Below are 19,933 nucleotides of genomic sequence, written 5' to 3'. Positions count from 1 at the left end.
GCACATCGCTGTGCGATTTATTTAAAACTTTGAATTAACAGGTACGTTTTGTCTTGTTTAGTTTTCAAAGATCATTTTGTCTTTCGTTCAAGCGACTTTATTATTATATCTTATCAATCTCTTGAAGTCAACAACTTTTTAAATTTCTTTTTTCGTCAGCGCCTTGTTTAGCGGCAACGAATAATAATATACCACCTCACAAATAATAGTGCAATAGTTTTTTAAAAGAAAATCAAAAAAGTTTTACGAGCGGCTTGTTTCTAAAAAAGCGCCGTACTGCGATAAGCAGAAACGGCGCCTTCCCTTTTATTAGCGTTGTCTCATTTGAGGGAATAATAAAACGTCTCTGATAGACGGAGCATTTGTTAACAGCATGACAAGGCGGTCGATACCGATACCCAATCCCCCGGTCGGCGGCATGCCGTATTCAAGAGCTTCAACGAAGTCTTCATCCATCATATGCGCTTCATCGTTTCCTTCTTCTCTTTCTTTTAACTGCGCTTCAAAGCGTTCCCTCTGGTCAATAGGGTCATTCAGCTCCGTAAACGCATTAGCGTGCTCACGGCCGACGATAAACAGTTCAAAACGGTCTGTAAAGCGAGGGTCCTCCGGATTTTTCTTAGCAAGAGGAGAAATCTCTACAGGGTGGCCGTAAATAAATGTAGGCTGAATGAGTGTTTCTTCAATTTTTTGTTCGAAGAATTCATTGATGATATGACCCACCGTCATTGAGTTTGTGATCTCGACACCATGCTCTTTTGCATGACCGCGCGCTTCTTCAACAGTCATCTCATTCCAGAAATCTACACCTGTCGCTTCTTTGACCGCATCTACCATGTGGAGTCGTTTCCACTCAGGTTTCAAATCAATCTGCTCTTCGCCGTACTGGATTGTGGTGCTTCCAAGCACTTCCTGCGCAATATGTGCTACGAGGTTTTCCGTAAGACTCATAATATCTTTATAATCGGCGTACGCTTCATACAGCTCGATCATCGTGAATTCAGGGTTGTGGCGTGTAGAAACACCTTCGTTACGGAACACGCGGCCGATTTCGTAGACTTTTTCCAATCCGCCGACAATCAGGCGTTTCAGGTGCAGTTCAATCGCAATACGCATATAAAGAGGCATGTCGAGTGCGTTATGGTGCGTGATGAACGGGCGTGCAGACGCTCCTCCCGGTATGCTGTGCATCGTAGGTGTTTCAACTTCTAAGTATCCATGGTCATCTAAGTATCTTCTCATCGCTTGGATGATTTTGCTGCGTGTGATAAACGTTTGTTTGCTGTCAGGGTTTACGATGAGATCGAGATAGCGCTGGCGGTAACGCTGTTCAACGTCTTTTAACCCATGATATTTATCAGGAAGAGGACGCAGTGCTTTTGTCAGCAGTTCGAAAGATGTCGCTTTGACAGAAAGCTCGCCTACGTTTGTTTTGAAAACTTTCCCCGTGATGCCGATAACGTCTCCGAGGTCTGAAGATTTAAAGATTTCATATTGTTCTTCGCCGACACTGTCTTTTCTTACGTAAATTTGAATTTGACCTTCTAAGTCCTGCAGATGCGCAAAGCCGGCTTTCCCTTTTCCGCGCTTTGTCATCATACGGCCTGCAATGGTCACTTCGACCGCTTTTTCTTCCAGTTCTTCTTTAGAAAGCTCCTGGTAGGCGTCAATGATCTGTTGAGATTGATGCGTTCTCTCGAAACGTTCGCCGAAAGGGTCAATGCCGTTTTCTCTCAGCTGGTTCATTTTATCTCGTCTGACTTGCAGCTGGTCGTTCAATTCCTCATGATTTTGCTCTTCTTGACTCATTGGTATCACTCCGTTACATTTTGATTTCACGAAAAAGCAGAAAAACTGCCAGCGGTAAGCTGGCAGTGAGCAGCAATAGAGGGTGTATATTAACCTACTTTTGCATCTTGAAGCTCTTTTGCCTCTGCTTCGGCGGTAAATGCATCTAAAAGCTGCACAACTTCTTCACGCGTCTCACATTGGTTAATTTCGTTGCGTACATTCGCATTGCCTCTGACACCTTTCAGATACCAGGCAGCGTGTTTTCTCATTTCTCTGACTGCCACATTTTCGCCTTTTAACTTAATCAGGCGGTCTAAGTGCAGTTTGCATACCGACATTTTTTCACGGACTTTCGGTTCGTCTTTTAACTCGCCGGTTTCAAGGTAGTGCACCGTACGGTAAATCATCCACGGGTTGCCGAGTGCGGCCCGGCCGATCATGACGCCGTCAACTCCTGTTTCCTCAAGCATGCGTTTCGCGTCCTGAGGCGTTTTGACATCACCGTTTCCGATGACGGGAATGGAGACGGATTGCTTCACTTCTTTAATGATATCCCAGTTCGCAGTGCCTTCATACATTTGCACTCTTGTGCGGCCGTGCAGGGCAACGGCTTTTCCGCCGGCACGTTCAACGGCTTGGGCATTTTTCACCGCATAAATGTGCTCTTCATCCCAACCCATTCTCATCTTCACTGTAACCGGCTTATCAACAGCATCTACTACTGCGGATACCATTTCATAAATCTTATCGGGATCGAGAAGCCATTTGGCGCCCGCATCACATTTTGTAATCTTGGGTACGGGACATCCCATGTTAATATCAATAATATCAGCAGTCGTGTTTTGATCTACAAACTTCGCCGCTTCCACAAGGGTTTCCTTTTTTCCTCCAAAAATCTGAAGGCTGAGCGGTTTTTCACGTTCATCAATGTAAAGCATCCCCATTGTTCTGGCGTTATTGTAAAGAATCGCTTTGTCACTGACCATTTCAGCGCATACCAATCCGGCTCCGAATTCCTTTACAGTCAATCTGAACGCTGAGTTGCAGACACCGGCCATAGGGGCAAGCACAACCCGGTTTTTCAATTGAATATCACCGATTTTAAACATTTTTCCCCTCCTTTCATTTGTCTATTTTTCAGGCGGGGCCAATTCGTCCGCACTTATATTTAAAACATCTGCCGCATCTTGAATGATGGCATCTGACGGCAATCGGTTTCCGCGTTCAATTTCACCGACAATAGAAACTGATATACCTAATGCTTTTGCAAATCCTTCTTGAGTATAACCTTTCAGCTTTCTGAATGCACGAATTCGCCTACCCCAGATTTCTGCTTCCATACTCTTACACCTTCTTGGTTTGTTTCAGCGCTTATCGTGATATGATCCGCCTGCGAACATATTTCTTTTAACGGCGCAAGGACAAATAAGCGCTCATACATTCTCGGATGCGGAACAATCAGCCGCTCCGTTTCAATATTTTCACGATTATACAGCAAAATGTCAAGGTCTGCCGTCCGCGGTCCCCAGCGAATCTCTCTCGTTCTGCCTAATTCAGCTTCAATGCTCTGCGTTACATCAAGAAGTTCAAAAGGAGATAACGACGTTTTCACTTCAACCGCCATATTAAGAAACTGATCTTGATCCTCATAGCCGACGGGATCTGTTTCATATATGGAGGACACCTTTGACACCGTCACGCCATGATGCCGGGTGAGCATGGCCACTGCCTGGCGCAAATAATGTTCACGGTCGCCCATATTGGAACCGAGGCCGATATATGCCGTATTGTTCATGATTTCTTTCTCGTCATTTCTATGGCTACTGATTTATAATGGCCGGGAATCGGCGGGTCAGGCTTAACAACTTTTACCGTACATTGCTGCACCGGCTCAAATTTCTCAAGGACGGTGTCTGCGATCCGTTCCGCAAGCGTCTCGACCAAATTGACGGGTTCGCCCTCAACGATGCCGCGGCAGACACTGTACAATTCCGCATAGTTAATGGTATAAGAAAGGTCATCCGTTTTTCCCGCTTTGCTCAAATCCAGTTCGGCAGTCAGGTCTACTTTGAAGCGCTGGCCGAGTTTGTTTTCTTCTTCGAACACGCCGTGATATCCGTAAAACTCCATACCTTCCACATATACTTTATCCATAATGTACGCCTCCTTTGTTCAACATAGCATCCATCATCTTCGTCATTCTTGCGATCTCTTTGACATCGTGCACCCTCACAATGTCGCAGCCTTTTTGGACGCCAAGGCATACTGTCGCTCCCGTTCCCTCGGCACGTTCTTCAGGGGGAAGGTCAAGCACACGGCCGATGAACCTTTTTCTCGATGTCGCCAGAAGCAGCGGATAACCTAACCCGCTGAACACCTCCAGCTTGTTCATGACAGCCAGATTGTCCTCATAGTTTTTCGCAAAGCCGATCCCCGGATCCAGAATCATATTTTCATCTGTGACGCCGGCTTCCGCGGCAATTTTTACGCTTTCCATCAAGTCTGCAAGCATATCAGGAATAAGATCGTTGTAGTTTCTTTCCATGCGGTTATGCATTAAGATAATCGGAACCCCGTGTGCGGCGGCTACTGACGCCATGTCAGGATCACCTTTCGCCCCCCAGATGTCATTAAGGATAGAGGCTCCCGCTTTGACCGCTTCGTCTGCCACGGACGCTTTGTACGTATCGATTGAAAGCGGAATGTCCAGCTCGCTTGTGATCCGCTCTATGACAGGGATGACTCGTGACATTTCCTCATCAGCCGACACGAGTGATGCGCCGGGTCTTGTCGATTCACCGCCGATATCTATGATATGCGCCCCTTCTTCAGCCATCTTCGCCGCATGCAGAAGCGCCCTTTCCGTACTGTCGTATTTGCCGCCGTCAGAGAAGGAGTCTGGCGTTACATTTAATATCCCCATAACGAGCGTCTTCTCTTTATAGGAAAGAGTGCCTTTTTTTGTATGAATCAGTTTAGGATGTTCAATTGTTTGCTGCGCCATTTTGTTCCTCCTCCTGTACATTCATTTTGTTTATTTCCTGCTGATACTGCTTACGGAGCAATTGCACCGTTTTTCCGCTCACTCCGGGCAGCGGCACTTCCTCTATTTTAGAAAACGGGATGATTTCAAGCACGGAGTTTGTCAACCATGCTTCATCCGCTTCAAGCATTGATTGAAAACGGAATCGACCTTCGGTGACTTCTGTCCCCTGCCGTTTCAATTCATCAATAACAAACTGTCTCGTTACGCCGTCGAGAATGCCTGTATCCAAGGATGGTGTAAAGACCTTGTCTCCTTTTCGCCAAAACACGTTGGAGACAATGCCTTCCGCGACATCTCCTTCACCGGTCAGGAAAATGCCTTCAAGATTGGGATCATTCCCGATCTCCCGTTTAGCATACATGTTGTTTAAATAGTGATGGGATTTTAACCGAAAAGATCCTTCAGGCGTATTTCTCCGGACAGAGAGAAGCCTGCCTTCTTTTTGAACAGGCAGAGTTTCCGGATTGAGCCGGTTGACGAAACAAAGGACGGTCGGCTTTTCATAAGTCTGCGCGGCAAATCCCTTATCGCTGACGCCTGCCGAGATGTTAAGCCGGACACGTGCGCTGCCGTCCTTGATGTCATTGAGGAGCAACAGTCTTAGAAGCATATCAAGCAGCTCCTGTTTGTTCACCTCATATGCAATCTGCAGATCCCGAAGCGCCCTGTTGAGCCTGGCGACATGCGCATCCGGCAGAAACGGCCGGCCGCTGTAAAGCCTGAACGTCTCGAACGCGCCGATCCCGTACAGATAACCATGGTCAAAAGGAGAAAGCGCCGCTTCTTTCTCCTCTATATATTGACCATTCAAATATATAATCACACCGTCACTTCCTTTTTGCGGTGTGTCTCTATAAAGTTTCTGAGCATCTCTTTGCCGAAGGAGGTCATGATGGATTCCGGATGGAACTGAACACCTTCAACAGGCAGCTCATTATGGCGGATTGCCATAATTTCTCCTTCTTTGGTTTGAGCGGATACCGTAAAACAATCCGGCAGCGTGTCCGCTTTGACAATAAGTGAATGATACCGGGTGGCGACCAGCGGATTTTGCAGGCCTTTAAAAATCGTCTGTCCGTCATGCATAACTTCTGACGTTTTGCCGTGCATGAGCCGCTCCGCTCTGACGACGTCGCCGCCGAATACTTGCGCAATCGACTGATGCCCGAGACATACGCCGAAAATAGGAATACTGCCGGCAAAATGTTTGATGGCTTCGAGGCTGATCCCCGCTTCATCAGGACTGCACGGCCCGGGTGAAATCATTAAGAAGTCCGGACCCAGCTCTTCAATCTGCTCAATCGTAATCTCGTCATTCCGTCTGACGATCAGTTCCTCCCCGAGCTCACCCAAATATTGAACCAAGTTGTACGTAAATGAATCATAATTGTCAATCATTAAAATCATCTCTGCTCACCTCGTCTGATTTTTTGTCTCTTCTTCGCTCAGCTCTAACGCCTTTTTCATCGCAAAAGCTTTTTTGAACGATTCCTTGTATTCATGCTTCGGAACCGAATCAATGACCACTCCTGCTCCGGACTGCATAAAAGCATGTCCGCCGGCTGCATAGATCGTCCGGATCACAATGTTAAACTGCAAATCTCCGTTAAATCCGAACCAGCCTATAGATCCAGTATAAAGCCCCCGTCTTGTCGGCTCAAGCTCTTCTATAATTTCCATCGTTCTCACTTTGGGCGCTCCCGTGATGGTGCCCCCCGGGAACACCGCATGAATAATGTCTGTCGCATCATATCCGTCCTGCAGCTCTCCCTGTACGTTTGACACGATATGCATGACGTGGGAATACTTTTCGATTGCCATAAATTCGTTAACCCGCACGGAGCCGTAGCGCGATACTCGCCCTAAGTCATTGCGCTCAAGATCAACAAGCATGACATGTTCCGCACGTTCTTTTTCGTTGTGAATTAATTCATCAGCCAAAGCCTTGTCTTCAGCATCGTCTTTTCCTCTTGAACGCGTACCCGCGATCGGTCTCGTTTCAAGCTTCCTCCCCTTCTTTGTCACCAATAGCTCCGGCGACCCGCATATCACTTGAAACCCCGGTGTCTCGAGATAGGCCATGTAAGGAGACGGATTGACGTTTCTCAAGTGTTTATACACCTCATACGGATGAACGGATAAGGACTGAGACTGCCTGATGGACAAATTAACCTGGAACACATCGCCGCTCGTGATATATTGTTTAATTTGTTCTACAGCCTGTGAAAATCCTTCCTCAGTGAACGGAGCGGCGTACGATCCGTCCCCATTCCGATTCAGCGGTGAAAAAGGCTCGTCCGCCGTTTGGAGGGAACACCACATGTCCTCTAAGCGGGACAGCTTTTCTTCCGCAAGATCCGCTTCTTCCGCTTCAGTATGGGTAATGAGCCATAACGCCTCTTCCTCATGGTCATAAACGGCCACATCATCAAAAACAAGAAAGTAAATATCAGGTGTTTCCAGATCATCTAACGACAGCATCTTAAAATTCTCAATATATCGGGCGTAGTCGTAACTGATAAAACCAATCGCACCGCCTTGAAAGTCCGGAAACTCAACGTTTGTTTCCGTTCCGAGCGTTCCAAACCATTCATGAAAGGCCCGCAGCGGGTCACCTTCTTTAAACAGTGTTTCCCCCTCATGCTTGATCGTTGTAATTCCGTCTTTCCCTCTGACGGACGCAATCGGATCTAGACCGGCTATACTGAATCTTCCCCCTCTCGCGCTTTCGAGCAGAACATGCCGTTTTCTCGATTTCGAAAGGTTTTCATATCGCTGTAAAAATGCTTGTTTCGTAAAAGGTATTTTTCTTCCTGCCGGTCTGCGTTGTGCCATCATATCAATCCTCTGCTTCGTTTTACTGTAGTTTTATTTTAAAGCAATCACACTGGTGAAAAAAGTGAATTTCACTTCCAACCATAAAATTCGAAACGTTTTTTGGATTTTCGATGCTTCAGGCACAAAAAAAACTCCCGGATACAGCCGGGAGCCGTGTGTATGTCTCTATTCAAACTGATAAAGCGGTGTGCTTAAGTAACGTTCTCCGTTACTAGGGATGATCGCAAGCACTTTCTTGCCTTTCCCCAATTTTTTCGCGATTTCCAGTGCCGCGTAAATGGCCGCTCCGGAAGAAATGCCGCCGAGAATCCCTTCTTCTTTTGCCGTTTTACGGGCATATTCAAATGCATCCTCGTTTTTGACGGTAATGATCTGATCATAGATGTCCGTATTCAATGTTTCAGGGACAAATCCCGCTCCGATACCCTGAATTTTATGCGGGCCCGGTTTTCCGCCGGAAAGAACTGGAGAATCCGCCGGCTCTACCGCATAGATTTTGATGGATGGATATGCTTCTTTCAGCACTTCGCCCGCTCCCGTGATGGTTCCGCCGGTACCGATTCCGGCCACGAACGCATCAAGCTGGTCGTCACCAAACTGTTCTACGATTTCTTTCCCTGTCGTTTGGCGGTGAATTTCCGGGTTTGCCGCATTGTTGAATTGCTGAGGCACAAAGTATCCGTGTTCCTCGGCAAGTTCTTCCGCCTTTTTAATGGCGCCCTTCATTCCTTCTGCGCCGGGAGTCAGCACAAGCTCCGCTCCGTATGCGCGCAGCAGATTGCGTCGCTCCATACTCATCGTATCAGGCATAACGAGAATGGCTCTGAGACCTTTAGCCGCTGCCACCATCGCAAGACCGATTCCTGTATTTCCGCTTGTCGGTTCAATGATTGTGTCGCCGGCTTTTAATTTCCCTTCTTTTTCAGCCGCTTCAATCATCGCCACTCCGATCCGGTCTTTTACGCTGCTGCCCGGATTCATGTATTCAAGCTTCAGATATACATCTGCACTGTTTTCATCCGTCAGGCGATTCAATTTCACAATAGGAGTATTTCCGATTAGTTCAGTAATAGAATTTGCAATACGCACCATGTTGGACACCTCAATTTCCGACTAAATTTATTGGTATTATAAATATAAGTTATCAATTTCAAAATTTTTTGTCAATCATTTAGTTCTTTTTTCCCCGTAGAACCAAGAGACCCCCGCCTCTTTCCACAGCGTTTTGACTGTCGCCTTGTCACCTAATTGATCCATCGCGATCTGGCGTCTGATTTGGCTCTTCACTTCATTGTATGAGAAAGTTCTCGATTTAAGCTTTTCTTTCAGCTGAATGATGGCGTATCCTGAAGAAACTTTAATCGGTTCAGCGGACCATTCATCTTCTTTAAGACTTTTAGCTTCTGTGATATATGCCTGCGGGATATTTTCCTGTTTTTCTGTCACAAAGCCGAGGTCTCCGCCATACTGTGACGTGTATCTGTCCGTGGAACGCTCAGCGGCGACGGCTTCAAAGCTGGAACCGCCTTTCAAATCAGCAAGCACCCTGTCCGCCTCTTCTTTGTTTTTGACGACGATGTGCCGGATTCTGTAGGAATCATCGAAATGGTACAATTCTTTATTTTTATTATAAAATGATTGCATTTCCTTATCCGATATATCGATGTCCTTCGTCAGCAGTTCTTCAAGAAGAATGTTGTAGCGGATCTGGTCTCTCCATTCTTTTTCGGTAATATGGCTGTCTTCATAAAATGAATTATCTACCGCTTTGATTAAAAGAAACTCCCGATCCAATTCGCTGTTTGAAACTGTGAGTTTATTCTTTTTCGCAAGCTCTTCCACTACTTCTGCATTAATCATGTCTTCCAGAGTTGATTTTCCGTACTGGTCTTCCATCTTTTTCATCCAGTCTTGCCGTGTGATATGTTTATCACCGATTGTCGCGATGGATTCTTCAGATGACCCCGCGGCTTGGGATTTTGTTAACTTATACGCCACTGTCACACTGCATACTAACAGCGCCGCTACAATAATCGTCAAAAGTGTTCTCGATTTCAAAATCTACCCCATCCCTTTTATAAAATAGAACAACCCGCTAAAGAGCTAGCGGGTTGTTTCGTCACGAAGCTCTTCCAGTTCTTCTTTTGTAAATAAATATTTCTCATTACAAAAATGGCAAACCGCTTCGGCTTTTCCGTCTTCTTCTATCATATCTTGTATTTCTTTTTTGCCTAGTCCTAAAATGGCCGTTTCGAATCGATCTTTTGAACAAGAACAGTGAAATTTGACCGGCATTGTTTCGAGAACGTCCGGTTTTTGACCTAGAACTTCTTCTAAGATTTCTTCCGGTGTCAGGCCTTTTTGAATCAATTTTGAAATTGGTTCGATTTGAGATAATTGCTTTTCAATTGTTGAAATGGTTTCTTCATCAGTCCCCGGAAGAAGCTGAATGATGAACCCGCCCGCAGCGAGAATGGTGTTATCAGGATTTACTAGAACACCTACCCCGACAGATGAAGGGACTTGTTCAGAAGAAACAAGATAATATGTGAAGTCGTCACCGAGTTCACCCGAGACAATCTCTACTTGTCCCGTAAAATAATCACGTAAGCCCAAATCTTTTACGACACTGAGTGTTCCGTCAGTTCCGACCGCCCGTCTGACATCCAGTTTCCCTTGTTCATTGAGATCAAAATGAACGTGCGGGTTTGATACGTATGCTCTTACCTCACCCTTTGCGTTCGCATCTGCGACAATGGCTCCGATCGGGCCGCCGCCTTCTATTTTGACTGTCAGCTTATCTTCACCCTTAAGCATCGCTCCTAGCATCAGAGAAGCTGTCATCGTCCGGCCGATTGCGGCTGATGCCGTCGGCCACGTGTCATGCCTTCTTTGCGCTTCATTAACCATATCTGTCGTTCTGGCTGCATAAGCCCGCACTTTACCGTCATATGCAATTGCTTTAATTAAATAATCCATCGTTTACCTCCTATACGTGACCCACGCGATTTCGCTCATAAATGATTTCCAACCCTTTCAGAGTGAGAAACGGGTCAACAATATCAATACAGTCTGATTCGTTTGCGATTAATGACGCAAGCCCGCCTGTCGCAATGACTTTCGGTTCCTGTGTTGCCTGCCATTTCATCCGCTTTACAATGCCTTCAACTTGTCCGACATAGCCGAAAAGGATGCCGGACTGCATGGCGCTTACCGTGTTTTTGCCGATGATATTGTCCGGTCGGGCGATTTCAATTCTCGGAAGCTTCGCCGCACGTGAGTACAGCGCTTCCGTTGAAATCGTAATGCCGGGAGCAATCGCGCCGCCCATGTATTGTTTGTTTTCATCAATGTAGCAATACGTCGTCGCCGTTCCGAAATCAACAACAATTAAGGGGCCTCCATACTGCTGGATCGCCGCAACGGCATTGACGATCCTGTCAGCTCCCACTTCTTTCGGATTGTCATACTTTATATTTAAACCTGTTTTCATTCCCGGGCCGACAACTTGCGGCTCGATGTGAAAGTATTTTGTGCACATTCTTTCTAAAGAAAACATAATTGGCGGCACCACGGATGAGATGATAATCCCTTCAATCTGTTCAAACATGAGTCCGGAATGTTCAAATAAGGAGCGGAGCAGCATGCCGAATTCGTCTTCTGTTTTGTGCCTGCTCGTTTCTATGCGCCAATGATATTCTAATTCCCCATCATGATATACACCAATCACGGTGTTGGTGTTCCCCACATCTATAACCAGTAACAACCTCTATCACCACTTTTGAATAGTTTCTAATCATAACATTTTCAACATTCTACAATACCATACACGATCTGCGGCTCTTTTGTAAACAAAACGGAACCAGCAAAAAAACCGCCGGTATATGCCGGCGGTTTTCATATCAGAAAGCGAACTATTCTTTCGGCTCGTCTTTCTTTTCGTCTTCTGTTTTAGACAGGATGTTTACTTTCACATCGTCTTTTTGAAGATGGTCATCTGAGAAATTGCGCTCAGGGAGTTTTCCGTGATCCACGAGATGCTTGATTTGTTCCGCATCTAATGTTTCCACATCAAGCAATGTCTGAGCAATCAATTCAAGCTTATCACGATTTTCAGTCAGGATGGTTTTCGCACGCTCATAACATTCTTTAATGATGCGCTGAATTTCCTGATCGATTTCGTAAGCGATCTGATCACTGTAGTTTTGCTCGTTGTTGAAATCCCGGCCCAGGAATACTTGACCGCCTTGAGATTGACCGAACTGAAGCGGTCCGAGTTTTTCAGACATACCGAACTCTGTCACCATTCTTCTGGCAATGTTCGTTGCCCGCTGGAAGTCATTGTGAGCGCCCGTGCTGACTTCGCCGAAGATAATTTCCTCGGCAACGCGTCCGCCCAGAAGACCGACAATTTTATCGAGAAGTTCAGGTTTTGTCTGGAAGTAACGGTCTTCTCTCGGAAGCATGACCGCGTATCCGCCAGCCTGCCCCCTCGGAACGATCGTTACTTTATGAACCATATCGGCTTCATCCAGCACAAGTCCGATAACGGTGTGACCGCCCTCGTGGTACGCCACGATATTGCGTTCTTTTTTCGAGATGACGCGGCTCTTCTTCGCAGGACCCGCAATGACACGGTCCGTTGCTTCATCAATGTCGCGCATATCAATTTTCTTCTTGTTTTGACGGGCAGCAACGAGTGCCGCTTCGTTAAGAAGGTTTTCTAAATCGGCGCCTGAGAAACCGGGTGTTCTTGAAGCGATTGCTTTTAAGTTCACCGTTTCATCAAGCGGTTTGTTTCTCGCATGCACCTGTAATACGGCTTCACGGCCGATGACATCCGGACGGTCTACCGTAATCTGACGGTCAAAACGTCCCGGACGGAGCAATGCAGGGTCAAGAATGTCCGCGCGGTTTGTCGCAGCGATAATAATGATTCCTTCATTCGCACTGAAACCGTCCATCTCAACAAGCAGCTGGTTCAGCGTCTGTTCGCGTTCATCATGCCCGCCGCCAAGACCTGCGCCGCGCTGACGTCCCACCGCGTCGATCTCATCAATGAAGATCAGACAAGGCGCATTCTTTTTCGCATTTTCGAATAAATCACGCACACGGGAAGCACCGACACCGACAAACATTTCAACGAAGTCAGATCCGCTGATGCTGAAGAAAGGAACGCCCGCTTCACCGGCTGAGGCTCTCGCAAGCAGCGTCTTACCGGTTCCCGGAGGTCCGACCAACAGCACGCCTTTAGGGATTCTGGCGCCAAGCTCGGCGAATTTGCGAGGATCTTTCAGAAACTCAACAACCTCAACAAGCTCCTGCTTCTCCTCATCCGCGCCGGCTACATCTTTAAACTTCACGCGTTTCTTTTCTTCCGTATACAGCTTCGCTTTGCTCTTTCCGAAGTTCATGACACGGCTGCCGCCGCCCTGAGCCTGATTGAGCAGGAAGAAAAACAGAATAAAGATGATGACAAACGGAATGATCGTCGTTAAGAACGTCACCCACCCGCTTGTTTCCTGTGCGGGATCAACTTTTACGTCCGTCTTTTTAATTGCATCAAATATCTGGTCTGCTCCTTTTCCTTCAGGAACATGTGTTAAAAAGTACTGGTCTTTGTCGTATTTTTTCAGCTGTCCTTTTACCTCATAAACACCTCTGACAGGCTGAACCGATACGCTATCAACTTTCCCTTCATCGAGGTTCTTGATAAACGTACTGTACGACATATTTTCTGTCTTCGGGTTTGAAGTCTGGAAGTAACTCACAACCCCGATTACTACTAATAAAATAAGTAAATAAAAAATGGTATTACGGAAGACCCGATTCATTCCTTACCTCCTCCCACAGTAAGCACAACTATGTTCAATAGTACCATAGAAAATCATTCCAATACAACCGATAACCATCTCGGAAGCAGGCAGCCGATCAGCTTTCATAAATCGCCGGTTTTAATACTCCGATGTAAGGCAGATTGCGATAGCGTTCGGCATAATCAAGTCCGTAACCCACAACAAACGCGTCAGGAACTTCAAAGCCTACGAAGTCTGCTTTAATGTCCGCTTTTCTTCCGCTTGGTTTATCCAACAGGGTAACAATCTTAATTGATTTCGCTTTACGATATCGGAAGAGTTCTACGAGATAGCTCAAGGTTAACCCACTGTCGATAATATCTTCAATGATTAAGATGTCCCGGCCTTCTACAGATGTATCCAAATCTTTGATGATTTTGACTTCTCCGGAAGAAACCGTGGAATTTCCGTAGCTTGATACATCCATGAAGTCCATTTCCAAATATGTATCAATATGCTTTATAAGATCAGCCATAAAAGGAAGCGCTCCCTTTAACACACCGATTGCCAACGGAAACGTGTCGCTGTACTCGCTTGTTAATTGTTCTCCAAGCTGTTTTACTTTCTGCTGGATCTCATCTTCTGAGATCAGCACTTTTTCGATATCCTGTTTCATGTTAATGCTTGCCCCCTACACTTTTCATGCTGTCTATATTGTAATACAATGCGGTCACTGTTTGAAATCACAAGATCGTCAAAGATGGATTTTTTCAAGCCAGGCAGCCAGATAATTTCACCGCTCGCATCCGTTACAATCGGCCATTCGTCCCGATCCCGCAGAGGCAGTTTATGATCAATAAATATATCTTTCACCTTTTTCGAGCCATTCATCCCTTTAAGTTTGATCCGGTCGCCGATTTTTCTCGTCCGGATTGTTAAAGGAAATTGCACCTTGTTTCTGCTTGTCATAAAAACAGCATTCCCATTTTTGATATGAGGGTCAGCCTGATCGGCCACCTCTATCATAAAGCCGTTGGGGAGAACAGCAGTCTCGCCTTCCGCTCCTTGCAGCTGCAGCTCAAAGGGAACTTTTTCACATTGCCATTGTTCAAATGTAAACAAACATGTCTGATATGATTTGACCACCTTCAGCCCTTTCGGAAAATCAAGCACTCCCGAGGCGCTTCCATTTTCCGCCCATTCGAGAAACTGCTGTATGTGGCGGGCGGAAAACGACGATGGAACGTTTTCATAAAGATAGTTTAATATTAGTTGAACTCCTCTTCTTTGTAAAGGTATCGGAAGGGCAAGCAATTGAGAGAAATTGACTTCAACCGATGTGTCAGACTTGCTTGTAATAACCTTATTCATTCGTTCTTTCGTTAATGACTGCAGGTATTGTTCGTCTTCTGTCAGTGCTTCACTCACCTTTTGAAACATTTTATGAACGTCAGGTGATTCATGTTTTAAAAAAGGAAGCACGGTCTTTCTGAATCTGTTTCTTGTATAATCGTCTTTTGCATTGCTCTCATCCGTTCTGTAGCTGAGCCCTTCTTGACGGCAGTATTCAAGGATTTCATCCTTTGCCGCATAGAGGAAAGGCCTGATCAGCCAGCCGGATGCAAATTCGCGGACGGGCTGCATTCCCGCAAGCCCTGCCCCGAGCGTACCTTTCGCAAGCCTCATGAGCATTGTCTCAACCTGGTCATCGCCGTGATGAGCCAGCGCCAAAAACTTCGCTTGGTGTTTTGTCATCAGATCTTCGAAAAACTGATATCTGCAATCACGCGCGGCAGCCTGCTTGTTCAGCTTATTCTTCTTTGCGTATGCAGAAACATCAATCTGTACCGTTTCGCAGAGGATATGTTCCGCTTCGCAATATGACTGCACAAACTTCATATCTTCTTCAGATTCAGGACCCCTGAACTGATGGTCGACATGCGCCGCTATGATAACGGAGGAATGCCCGAAGTGCTTATTCAGCATACTGAGAAGCGCCATTGAATCAGGGCCTCCGGAGACCCCGGCAATAATCGTTTCTCCCTCCGCCTGAAGATGATATGTTTTGAAAAAATCTTCCACGCTTTTCACAATGTCCCCCTCACAATGAGCAGGTTTTTTAAAGATATACATATCCTATCACTTTCATTCCCTCCAAGCAAAGAAGAAGCATGAGCGCAGGCGTCCGGCCGGCTTTAGATGAGAAAAAAGACGATGTAAGCGAAATAAAGGGCGAGAACGCTGATTAAAATAAGTGTTGTTTCAAACAAACCATTGTGCTTTGCGGGTTTTTGTTTAGGTTTATACCGCGTTTGAGATACAGTGCCCTGCCGCGGTTTTGATTGCGGCGGCTTAGGCTTGGCGGCGGCTTTCTTTTTGCTCCCGGCACTCTGCCCCGCCGTCAGGATGTCATGCTTCATGGCTTCCGCAGACGGATATTGCCCGTTTAAAGCAGAAAACAGAACCTTCTTATACTTATTCAGAAACGGGTGGCCTTCAATGATAGAACGAAGCTGTTCTTTCGGCTGTCCTGACTTTTTGCACTCTTTCTTCTGGACACAGTGGATCATGATCATTGCGACAGCAAACAGGTCATAGGATGGATCTGCTTTTCTTGTTCCATACCCCCAATAACCCCTGTCGTAAAACTCCGTATACTCTTTAATCGCGCGGCCCTGTTTTGTCGTTCCCCCTACATCAATGCAGCGAATGGCAGCCGGTGGTCCGGTTACAATGAGATTGTCCGGTTTGAGGTCGCCAAAAACCCACCCTTGCTGATGAAGGACTGACAGGCTGGAAAGAAGCTGCACCATCAGCACCGGAATCCACTCCGCTCCCTTACTGCTGATATATTGCGGAAGAAGCGGCCCTTCTATGTACTCCATCACGTAAAAAGAGACATTTTTATTCAGCTGCGGAATAAACGCGTCGTCCGCATCAAAAAAAGAAGGCCCCATCGTTTGCGACCGGGCCTTTGAAAAGGATTTTAAGACATTCACTTCAGAGGTAACAGACATGCTGTCGCTGCTTATTTTCAAAGCGACCTGTCCGCCTGATGCTTCTGCCAGATATACAATACCGTTAGCCCCTTTTCCAAGCTGTTTGAGCAATCTGTAGGATTTGCCGTTCCATTTGCCCTGAATTGCCGTCCCCGGTGCCAGACTACATGCCAAACTCGTTAAAGCGTCGTTCATCATCTGCCAACATGCTCCTTCTTGAGCGGATTCTCTCAAACTGCTGCGTCGCTTCCCGGATTGCGGGGCCCGTAGGGGTGATACCGCCGGTCGACAGCTTCGCAAAGAGTGCAGAAAGGGATTCAAGCTTCGGCGTCCAATTCAGCACAAGCTCAACTTCCTGGCTTTTCCCGGGAAATATACACATTGCAAATTCATTTTGCCCGGCCCGGGAATTTAAACTGATGGAAAGATCGATCAGCGCTTCTTTCACCGTCGGCAGTTTCGGTGCCATACTGGCACTCGTATCAACCAGTACAAGCACTTGCAGATGAACCGTTTCGCCGAGTTCATCAACCACTTCCATCACTTCTCCGCGTTTTTCAGGAGAAAGCTCTTCCATTTCAACGTTTTTCCCTAAGATTTGTTTAAGCTCTTGATTGACGACACCTTGCAGCGTCTGGGTCATTGCTTTTTTCGTCACCATTTGAACCGTCTGAGACAATTGTGACGCATACACAACTTGATGGACGCCGCCTCCGGCCATGGCGATGCCTTCAACTTCCTTCATTGCCTCTTGGTCAATCGCGTTTTCTTCCATAATTCCTATAACATTCACCGTAATCCCCTGCTCCTTGGCGAAAGCCGCCATTGCGATCGGGTCTTCACCATGATTGGAGCAGCCATCTGTAATCAGCAGAACTTGATTTAAATGTCCCTTATTCACATACATTCCTCCCGGTGATACGATTAGTCCCATCTTCGCCAGAAGGAAAGTGATTTATACGAAATGATTAAGAAATCTCCTTTTTATTTTGGAAAACCGCCGGCACAGGTATGGAAGCCCATTTCGGCGTGTTGTGGTCAATCCGGACAACAACCACCGTCATATCGTCTTCGATTTGGCCGGAACGCGTTCTGATGACCTCTTCCATTAATATATCAGCGATTTCCTGCGGATCTTCGGTTTTCAGCCCTTTCATTTTCCGTTTCATCCACAGGTCGTGGTTTTCAACGTGCTTCGGTCCTTCAAAAATACCGTCACTCATCATGACGAGCAGATCTCCCGCTTTTAACTGTTCGCTTACAACCTCCACATCAAATTCATTGATGATGCCGATCGGCAGATTACTGGCCTGCACTTTCATGACTTGATCTCCCCGCTTGATAAAACTCGGCGTTGAACCGACCTTCAAGAATTTGCAGCTTGCATCCTGAAGATCAATGATAGAAAGATCGAGAGTTGAGTAAATTTCGTCTGTCGTCCGTAAAGACAGAATACTGTTGATCGTTTTGATCGCTATTTTTTCATCAATACCTGATTCGAGAATTTTTTCGAGCAGCTTAATCGTTTCGTTGCTCTCATAATGGGCCCTCGCCCCATTGCCCATGCCGTCACTGATCGCGGCCGCATACTTTCTCGCCCCCAGTTCCATCATGCTGTAGCTGTCGCCGGAGACAAGGCCGCCGCCTTTTGCCGCATGAGCCGCGCCTGTCGATACCCGGTACGACTTGGTCGAACCGAACGCGACATGGCTGTAGCCATTCGGATGAGTCGAGTGCTGTTCGCTTTTGACAAGTATCTGCTCCTCAAGAATGTCAGACAGCATCGGGGCGATAATTTTCTCACTCTCGCCGTGTCCTCCGCTGAACGGGATTGTCATTTCGATATCAATATTGCCCTGCTCCAAGCTGTATATCTCGACATGCTGAATCTCGATTCCGAAATGCTGAAGCGCCTCTATCATTTGTTCTTCCTGAATAAAATGCTGCTCCCTCTCCCGTTTTATTTCCCGAGAAAAGTCCGCCATGACCTCAGAAACCCCCAACAGCTGCTCGGCAACAAGCCTTCTGCTGTCCTGAACTTTTCTCTTCAGTGTCAGATGGGCGTGATGGTGGGCAAGTTCGTCCTCAATCAGCTCTTCCACCTGTCTGGATTTGGAACAGTGCTGTTGAAACTCCTTTTTTAATCTGCGGTTTGAGGCATACTGTTTTTCTTCTGTTTCATGCATAACTTGTTTCATTAAGTCATATGTTTTATCAAAGTTTTGAACCCAGCATTTGCTTTTCTTATAGCAGGATTGGCACGAATGCTCCGTGATTTTGCTTAAAAAGAGATCCACTTCCCCTTCTTCCGCCTGCTCATCGGAAGACGTCTGATGAAAGGTGGCGAAGCTCTCCGACAAGGCATGAAACACATTGGAGAACTGGTCTACTTTCTGGGCGGTGACATCTCTGATTTTCCTCGCGTACTGCTGCTGTTCCTGACTGTGCTCAGCAGTGCCCGGTATGTATCGCGCCACCTTTTTCGTAATCGATTGAGGCGTAATCAAAAACAAAACAACGGCAATCAAAGATTCATAAAGAGTGGTCATTAATCCGGCAGACCCTTCTCCATATAATGAAATCAGCAGTGAGCCGATCACTAATCCGACTGCGGCTCCGGCTTTCTTTCCTTCTTTCAGCAGCCCGCCAAGAAGCCCGGAAAACGCAAGCAGACTCATTTGATAGAGGTTCCCGATATTCGCAAGCCCGAGGATCAGTCCGGTCACAACACCGACCGTACAGCCGATGCTTGCCCCGCCGACAAAGGAAAAACTCAGCACGACATAGCGGGCCAGGATATGTTCAGCCTGCATTCCCTGAAATGAAACACCGGCAAGCCCGGTTAAAACGGATGCGATCAAGATCATAAAACAGATGATTTCTTCTATTTTTAACGATTGCTTCACTTTTTTGATCGTGAAGATCGGCAGGCTTTGCAAAAAGATCAGCGTCAAAATAAAGGCCAGGCCCGCCTCGACAACAGCCATCACATAATCATAGGTGGTAAAAGCGCCGCTTTCAAAATAAACAAATCCGATTCTCGCGGCAGCCATAGAGAAAAACACCACGATCGGCAGCATCTTCACCCGGTCCTGCACGATATATGTACCGATTTTTGAAAATAGAGTGAAGACGGCCAAAGCTGTGAGAATCAATAAAGAGTGTTTCGGCGAAATGGTTAAAGCGCCCGCAAGTAAAGACAGACAAGCATAGAAGGCTTTATCTCTTCTGATCAAAAGCATCGCTCCGAAAAACGGCAGCGCAAACGGAAGAACCTCAGATAATATGAAAGCCCGTCCAAGTAAAAAACCGATCACGACATAAATGAAACCCTTATAGAAAAAAAGTGAATGCGCTTGATGGACTGTAAGCTTTGCCGCCTTTTCAAAAAACGATTGCAGTTTTTCCAGAGCTTGTCCCGCCATCGGCCCGTTCACTCTTCTTTCCGCTTTTTCCATTGCTCT

Annotated in this window: 19 protein-coding genes; all 19 read right to left on the bottom strand. The window is 46.5% G+C overall.

All coding sequences use genetic code 11. The annotated features are described in order from the left end of the window. Positions 1-309: 309 nt before the first annotated feature. The 19 genes from lysS to spoIIE all read right to left on the bottom strand — a co-directional run bounded on the left by lysS (position 310) and on the right by spoIIE (position 19,927). Positions 310-1,809: a lysine--tRNA ligase gene (lysS, locus tag AC1RRX_RS18375; RefSeq protein WP_039062453.1), complete on the bottom strand. Its 1,500-nt coding sequence runs from the start codon at positions 1,807-1,809 to the stop codon at positions 310-312. 89 nt (positions 1,810-1,898) lie between these two features. Continuing rightward, positions 1,899-2,900: a tRNA dihydrouridine synthase DusB gene (gene dusB / locus AC1RRX_RS18370; protein WP_007409948.1), complete on the bottom strand. Its 1,002-nt coding sequence runs from the start codon at positions 2,898-2,900 to the stop codon at positions 1,899-1,901. A 21-nt stretch (positions 2,901-2,921) separates the two neighbouring features. Then, positions 2,922-3,131, bottom strand: coding sequence for a helix-turn-helix domain-containing protein (locus AC1RRX_RS18365; protein WP_003150668.1), 210 nt, complete (start codon positions 3,129-3,131; stop codon positions 2,922-2,924). Next, on the bottom strand, positions 3,083-3,586 hold the full coding sequence (gene folK, locus AC1RRX_RS18360; RefSeq protein ID WP_042635687.1) for a 2-amino-4-hydroxy-6-hydroxymethyldihydropteridine diphosphokinase: 504 nt from the start codon (positions 3,584-3,586) through the stop codon (positions 3,083-3,085). The genes AC1RRX_RS18365 and folK overlap by 49 nt, the downstream gene beginning before the upstream one ends. Next, positions 3,583-3,945, bottom strand: coding sequence for a dihydroneopterin aldolase (folB, locus tag AC1RRX_RS18355; RefSeq protein ID WP_003150671.1), 363 nt, complete (start codon positions 3,943-3,945; stop codon positions 3,583-3,585). The genes folK and folB overlap by 4 nt, the downstream gene beginning before the upstream one ends. After that, positions 3,938-4,795, bottom strand: a complete 858-nt coding sequence (gene folP / locus AC1RRX_RS18350; protein WP_042635686.1) for a dihydropteroate synthase — start codon at positions 4,793-4,795, stop codon at positions 3,938-3,940. The genes folB and folP overlap by 8 nt, the downstream gene beginning before the upstream one ends. Next, positions 4,776-5,660 carry an aminodeoxychorismate lyase gene (pabC, locus tag AC1RRX_RS18345; RefSeq protein WP_039062450.1) on the bottom strand — a complete coding sequence of 295 codons (885 nt, stop codon included), beginning with the start codon at positions 5,658-5,660 and terminating at the stop codon, positions 4,776-4,778. The genes folP and pabC overlap by 20 nt, the downstream gene beginning before the upstream one ends. Next, entirely contained in the window at positions 5,657-6,244 is a 588-nt protein-coding gene (gene pabA, locus AC1RRX_RS18340) for an aminodeoxychorismate/anthranilate synthase component II (protein ID WP_007409944.1), read from the bottom strand. Before pabA ends, pabC begins: the two co-directional genes overlap by 4 nt. Before the next feature lie 6 nt (positions 6,245-6,250). Further along, complete coding sequence (gene pabB / locus AC1RRX_RS18335; RefSeq protein WP_144464964.1) at positions 6,251-7,672, bottom strand: aminodeoxychorismate synthase, component I; 1,422 nt, start codon at positions 7,670-7,672, stop codon at positions 6,251-6,253. 168 nt (positions 7,673-7,840) lie between these two features. Continuing rightward, positions 7,841-8,767 carry a cysteine synthase A gene (gene cysK / locus AC1RRX_RS18330; protein WP_144464962.1) on the bottom strand — a complete coding sequence of 309 codons (927 nt, stop codon included), beginning with the start codon at positions 8,765-8,767 and terminating at the stop codon, positions 7,841-7,843. Between the two features lie 75 nt (positions 8,768-8,842). Continuing rightward, positions 8,843-9,733 (bottom strand): peptidyl-prolyl cis-trans isomerase, encoded by an 891-nt coding sequence (locus AC1RRX_RS18325; RefSeq protein ID WP_144464960.1) that lies wholly within the window; start codon positions 9,731-9,733, stop codon positions 8,843-8,845. Positions 9,734-9,778: 45 nt separating this feature from the next. Next, complete coding sequence (hslO, locus tag AC1RRX_RS18320; RefSeq protein ID WP_004264606.1) at positions 9,779-10,654, bottom strand: Hsp33 family molecular chaperone HslO; 876 nt, start codon at positions 10,652-10,654, stop codon at positions 9,779-9,781. Positions 10,655-10,664: 10 nt separating this feature from the next. Further along, positions 10,665-11,441: a type III pantothenate kinase gene (locus AC1RRX_RS18315; protein WP_007409940.1), complete on the bottom strand. Its 777-nt coding sequence runs from the start codon at positions 11,439-11,441 to the stop codon at positions 10,665-10,667. 148 nt (positions 11,442-11,589) lie between these two features. Continuing rightward, the gene (gene ftsH / locus AC1RRX_RS18310; RefSeq protein ID WP_004264608.1) at positions 11,590-13,509 is read right to left on the bottom strand and encodes an ATP-dependent zinc metalloprotease FtsH; all 1,920 of its coding nucleotides are present in this window, start codon (positions 13,507-13,509) and stop codon (positions 11,590-11,592) included. A 97-nt stretch (positions 13,510-13,606) separates the two neighbouring features. Next, on the bottom strand, positions 13,607-14,146 hold the full coding sequence (hpt, locus tag AC1RRX_RS18305; RefSeq protein ID WP_004264611.1) for a hypoxanthine phosphoribosyltransferase: 540 nt from the start codon (positions 14,144-14,146) through the stop codon (positions 13,607-13,609). Next, positions 14,143-15,561 carry a tRNA lysidine(34) synthetase TilS gene (tilS, locus tag AC1RRX_RS18300; protein ID WP_144464958.1) on the bottom strand — a complete coding sequence of 473 codons (1,419 nt, stop codon included), beginning with the start codon at positions 15,559-15,561 and terminating at the stop codon, positions 14,143-14,145. The genes hpt and tilS overlap by 4 nt, the downstream gene beginning before the upstream one ends. 104 nt (positions 15,562-15,665) lie before the next feature. After that, a complete protein-coding gene (gene prkT, locus AC1RRX_RS18295; protein WP_144464956.1) occupies positions 15,666-16,667 on the bottom strand; it encodes a serine/threonine protein kinase PrkT in 1,002 nt (333 codons plus the stop codon). Continuing rightward, positions 16,633-17,370, bottom strand: a complete 738-nt coding sequence (locus AC1RRX_RS18290; RefSeq protein WP_004264624.1) for a vWA domain-containing protein — start codon at positions 17,368-17,370, stop codon at positions 16,633-16,635. Before AC1RRX_RS18290 ends, prkT begins: the two co-directional genes overlap by 35 nt. 67 nt (positions 17,371-17,437) lie before the next feature. Next, positions 17,438-19,927 carry a stage II sporulation protein E gene (gene spoIIE / locus AC1RRX_RS18285; protein ID WP_007409936.1) on the bottom strand — a complete coding sequence of 830 codons (2,490 nt, stop codon included), beginning with the start codon at positions 19,925-19,927 and terminating at the stop codon, positions 17,438-17,440. Positions 19,928-19,933 lie beyond the last annotated feature (6 nt).

The organism is Bacillus sp. GW821-FHT11D08, from assembly GCF_058808515.1.
The sequence above is the reverse complement of the archived record's forward strand: the minus strand, read 5'-3'. Positions and strand labels throughout refer to the sequence as shown.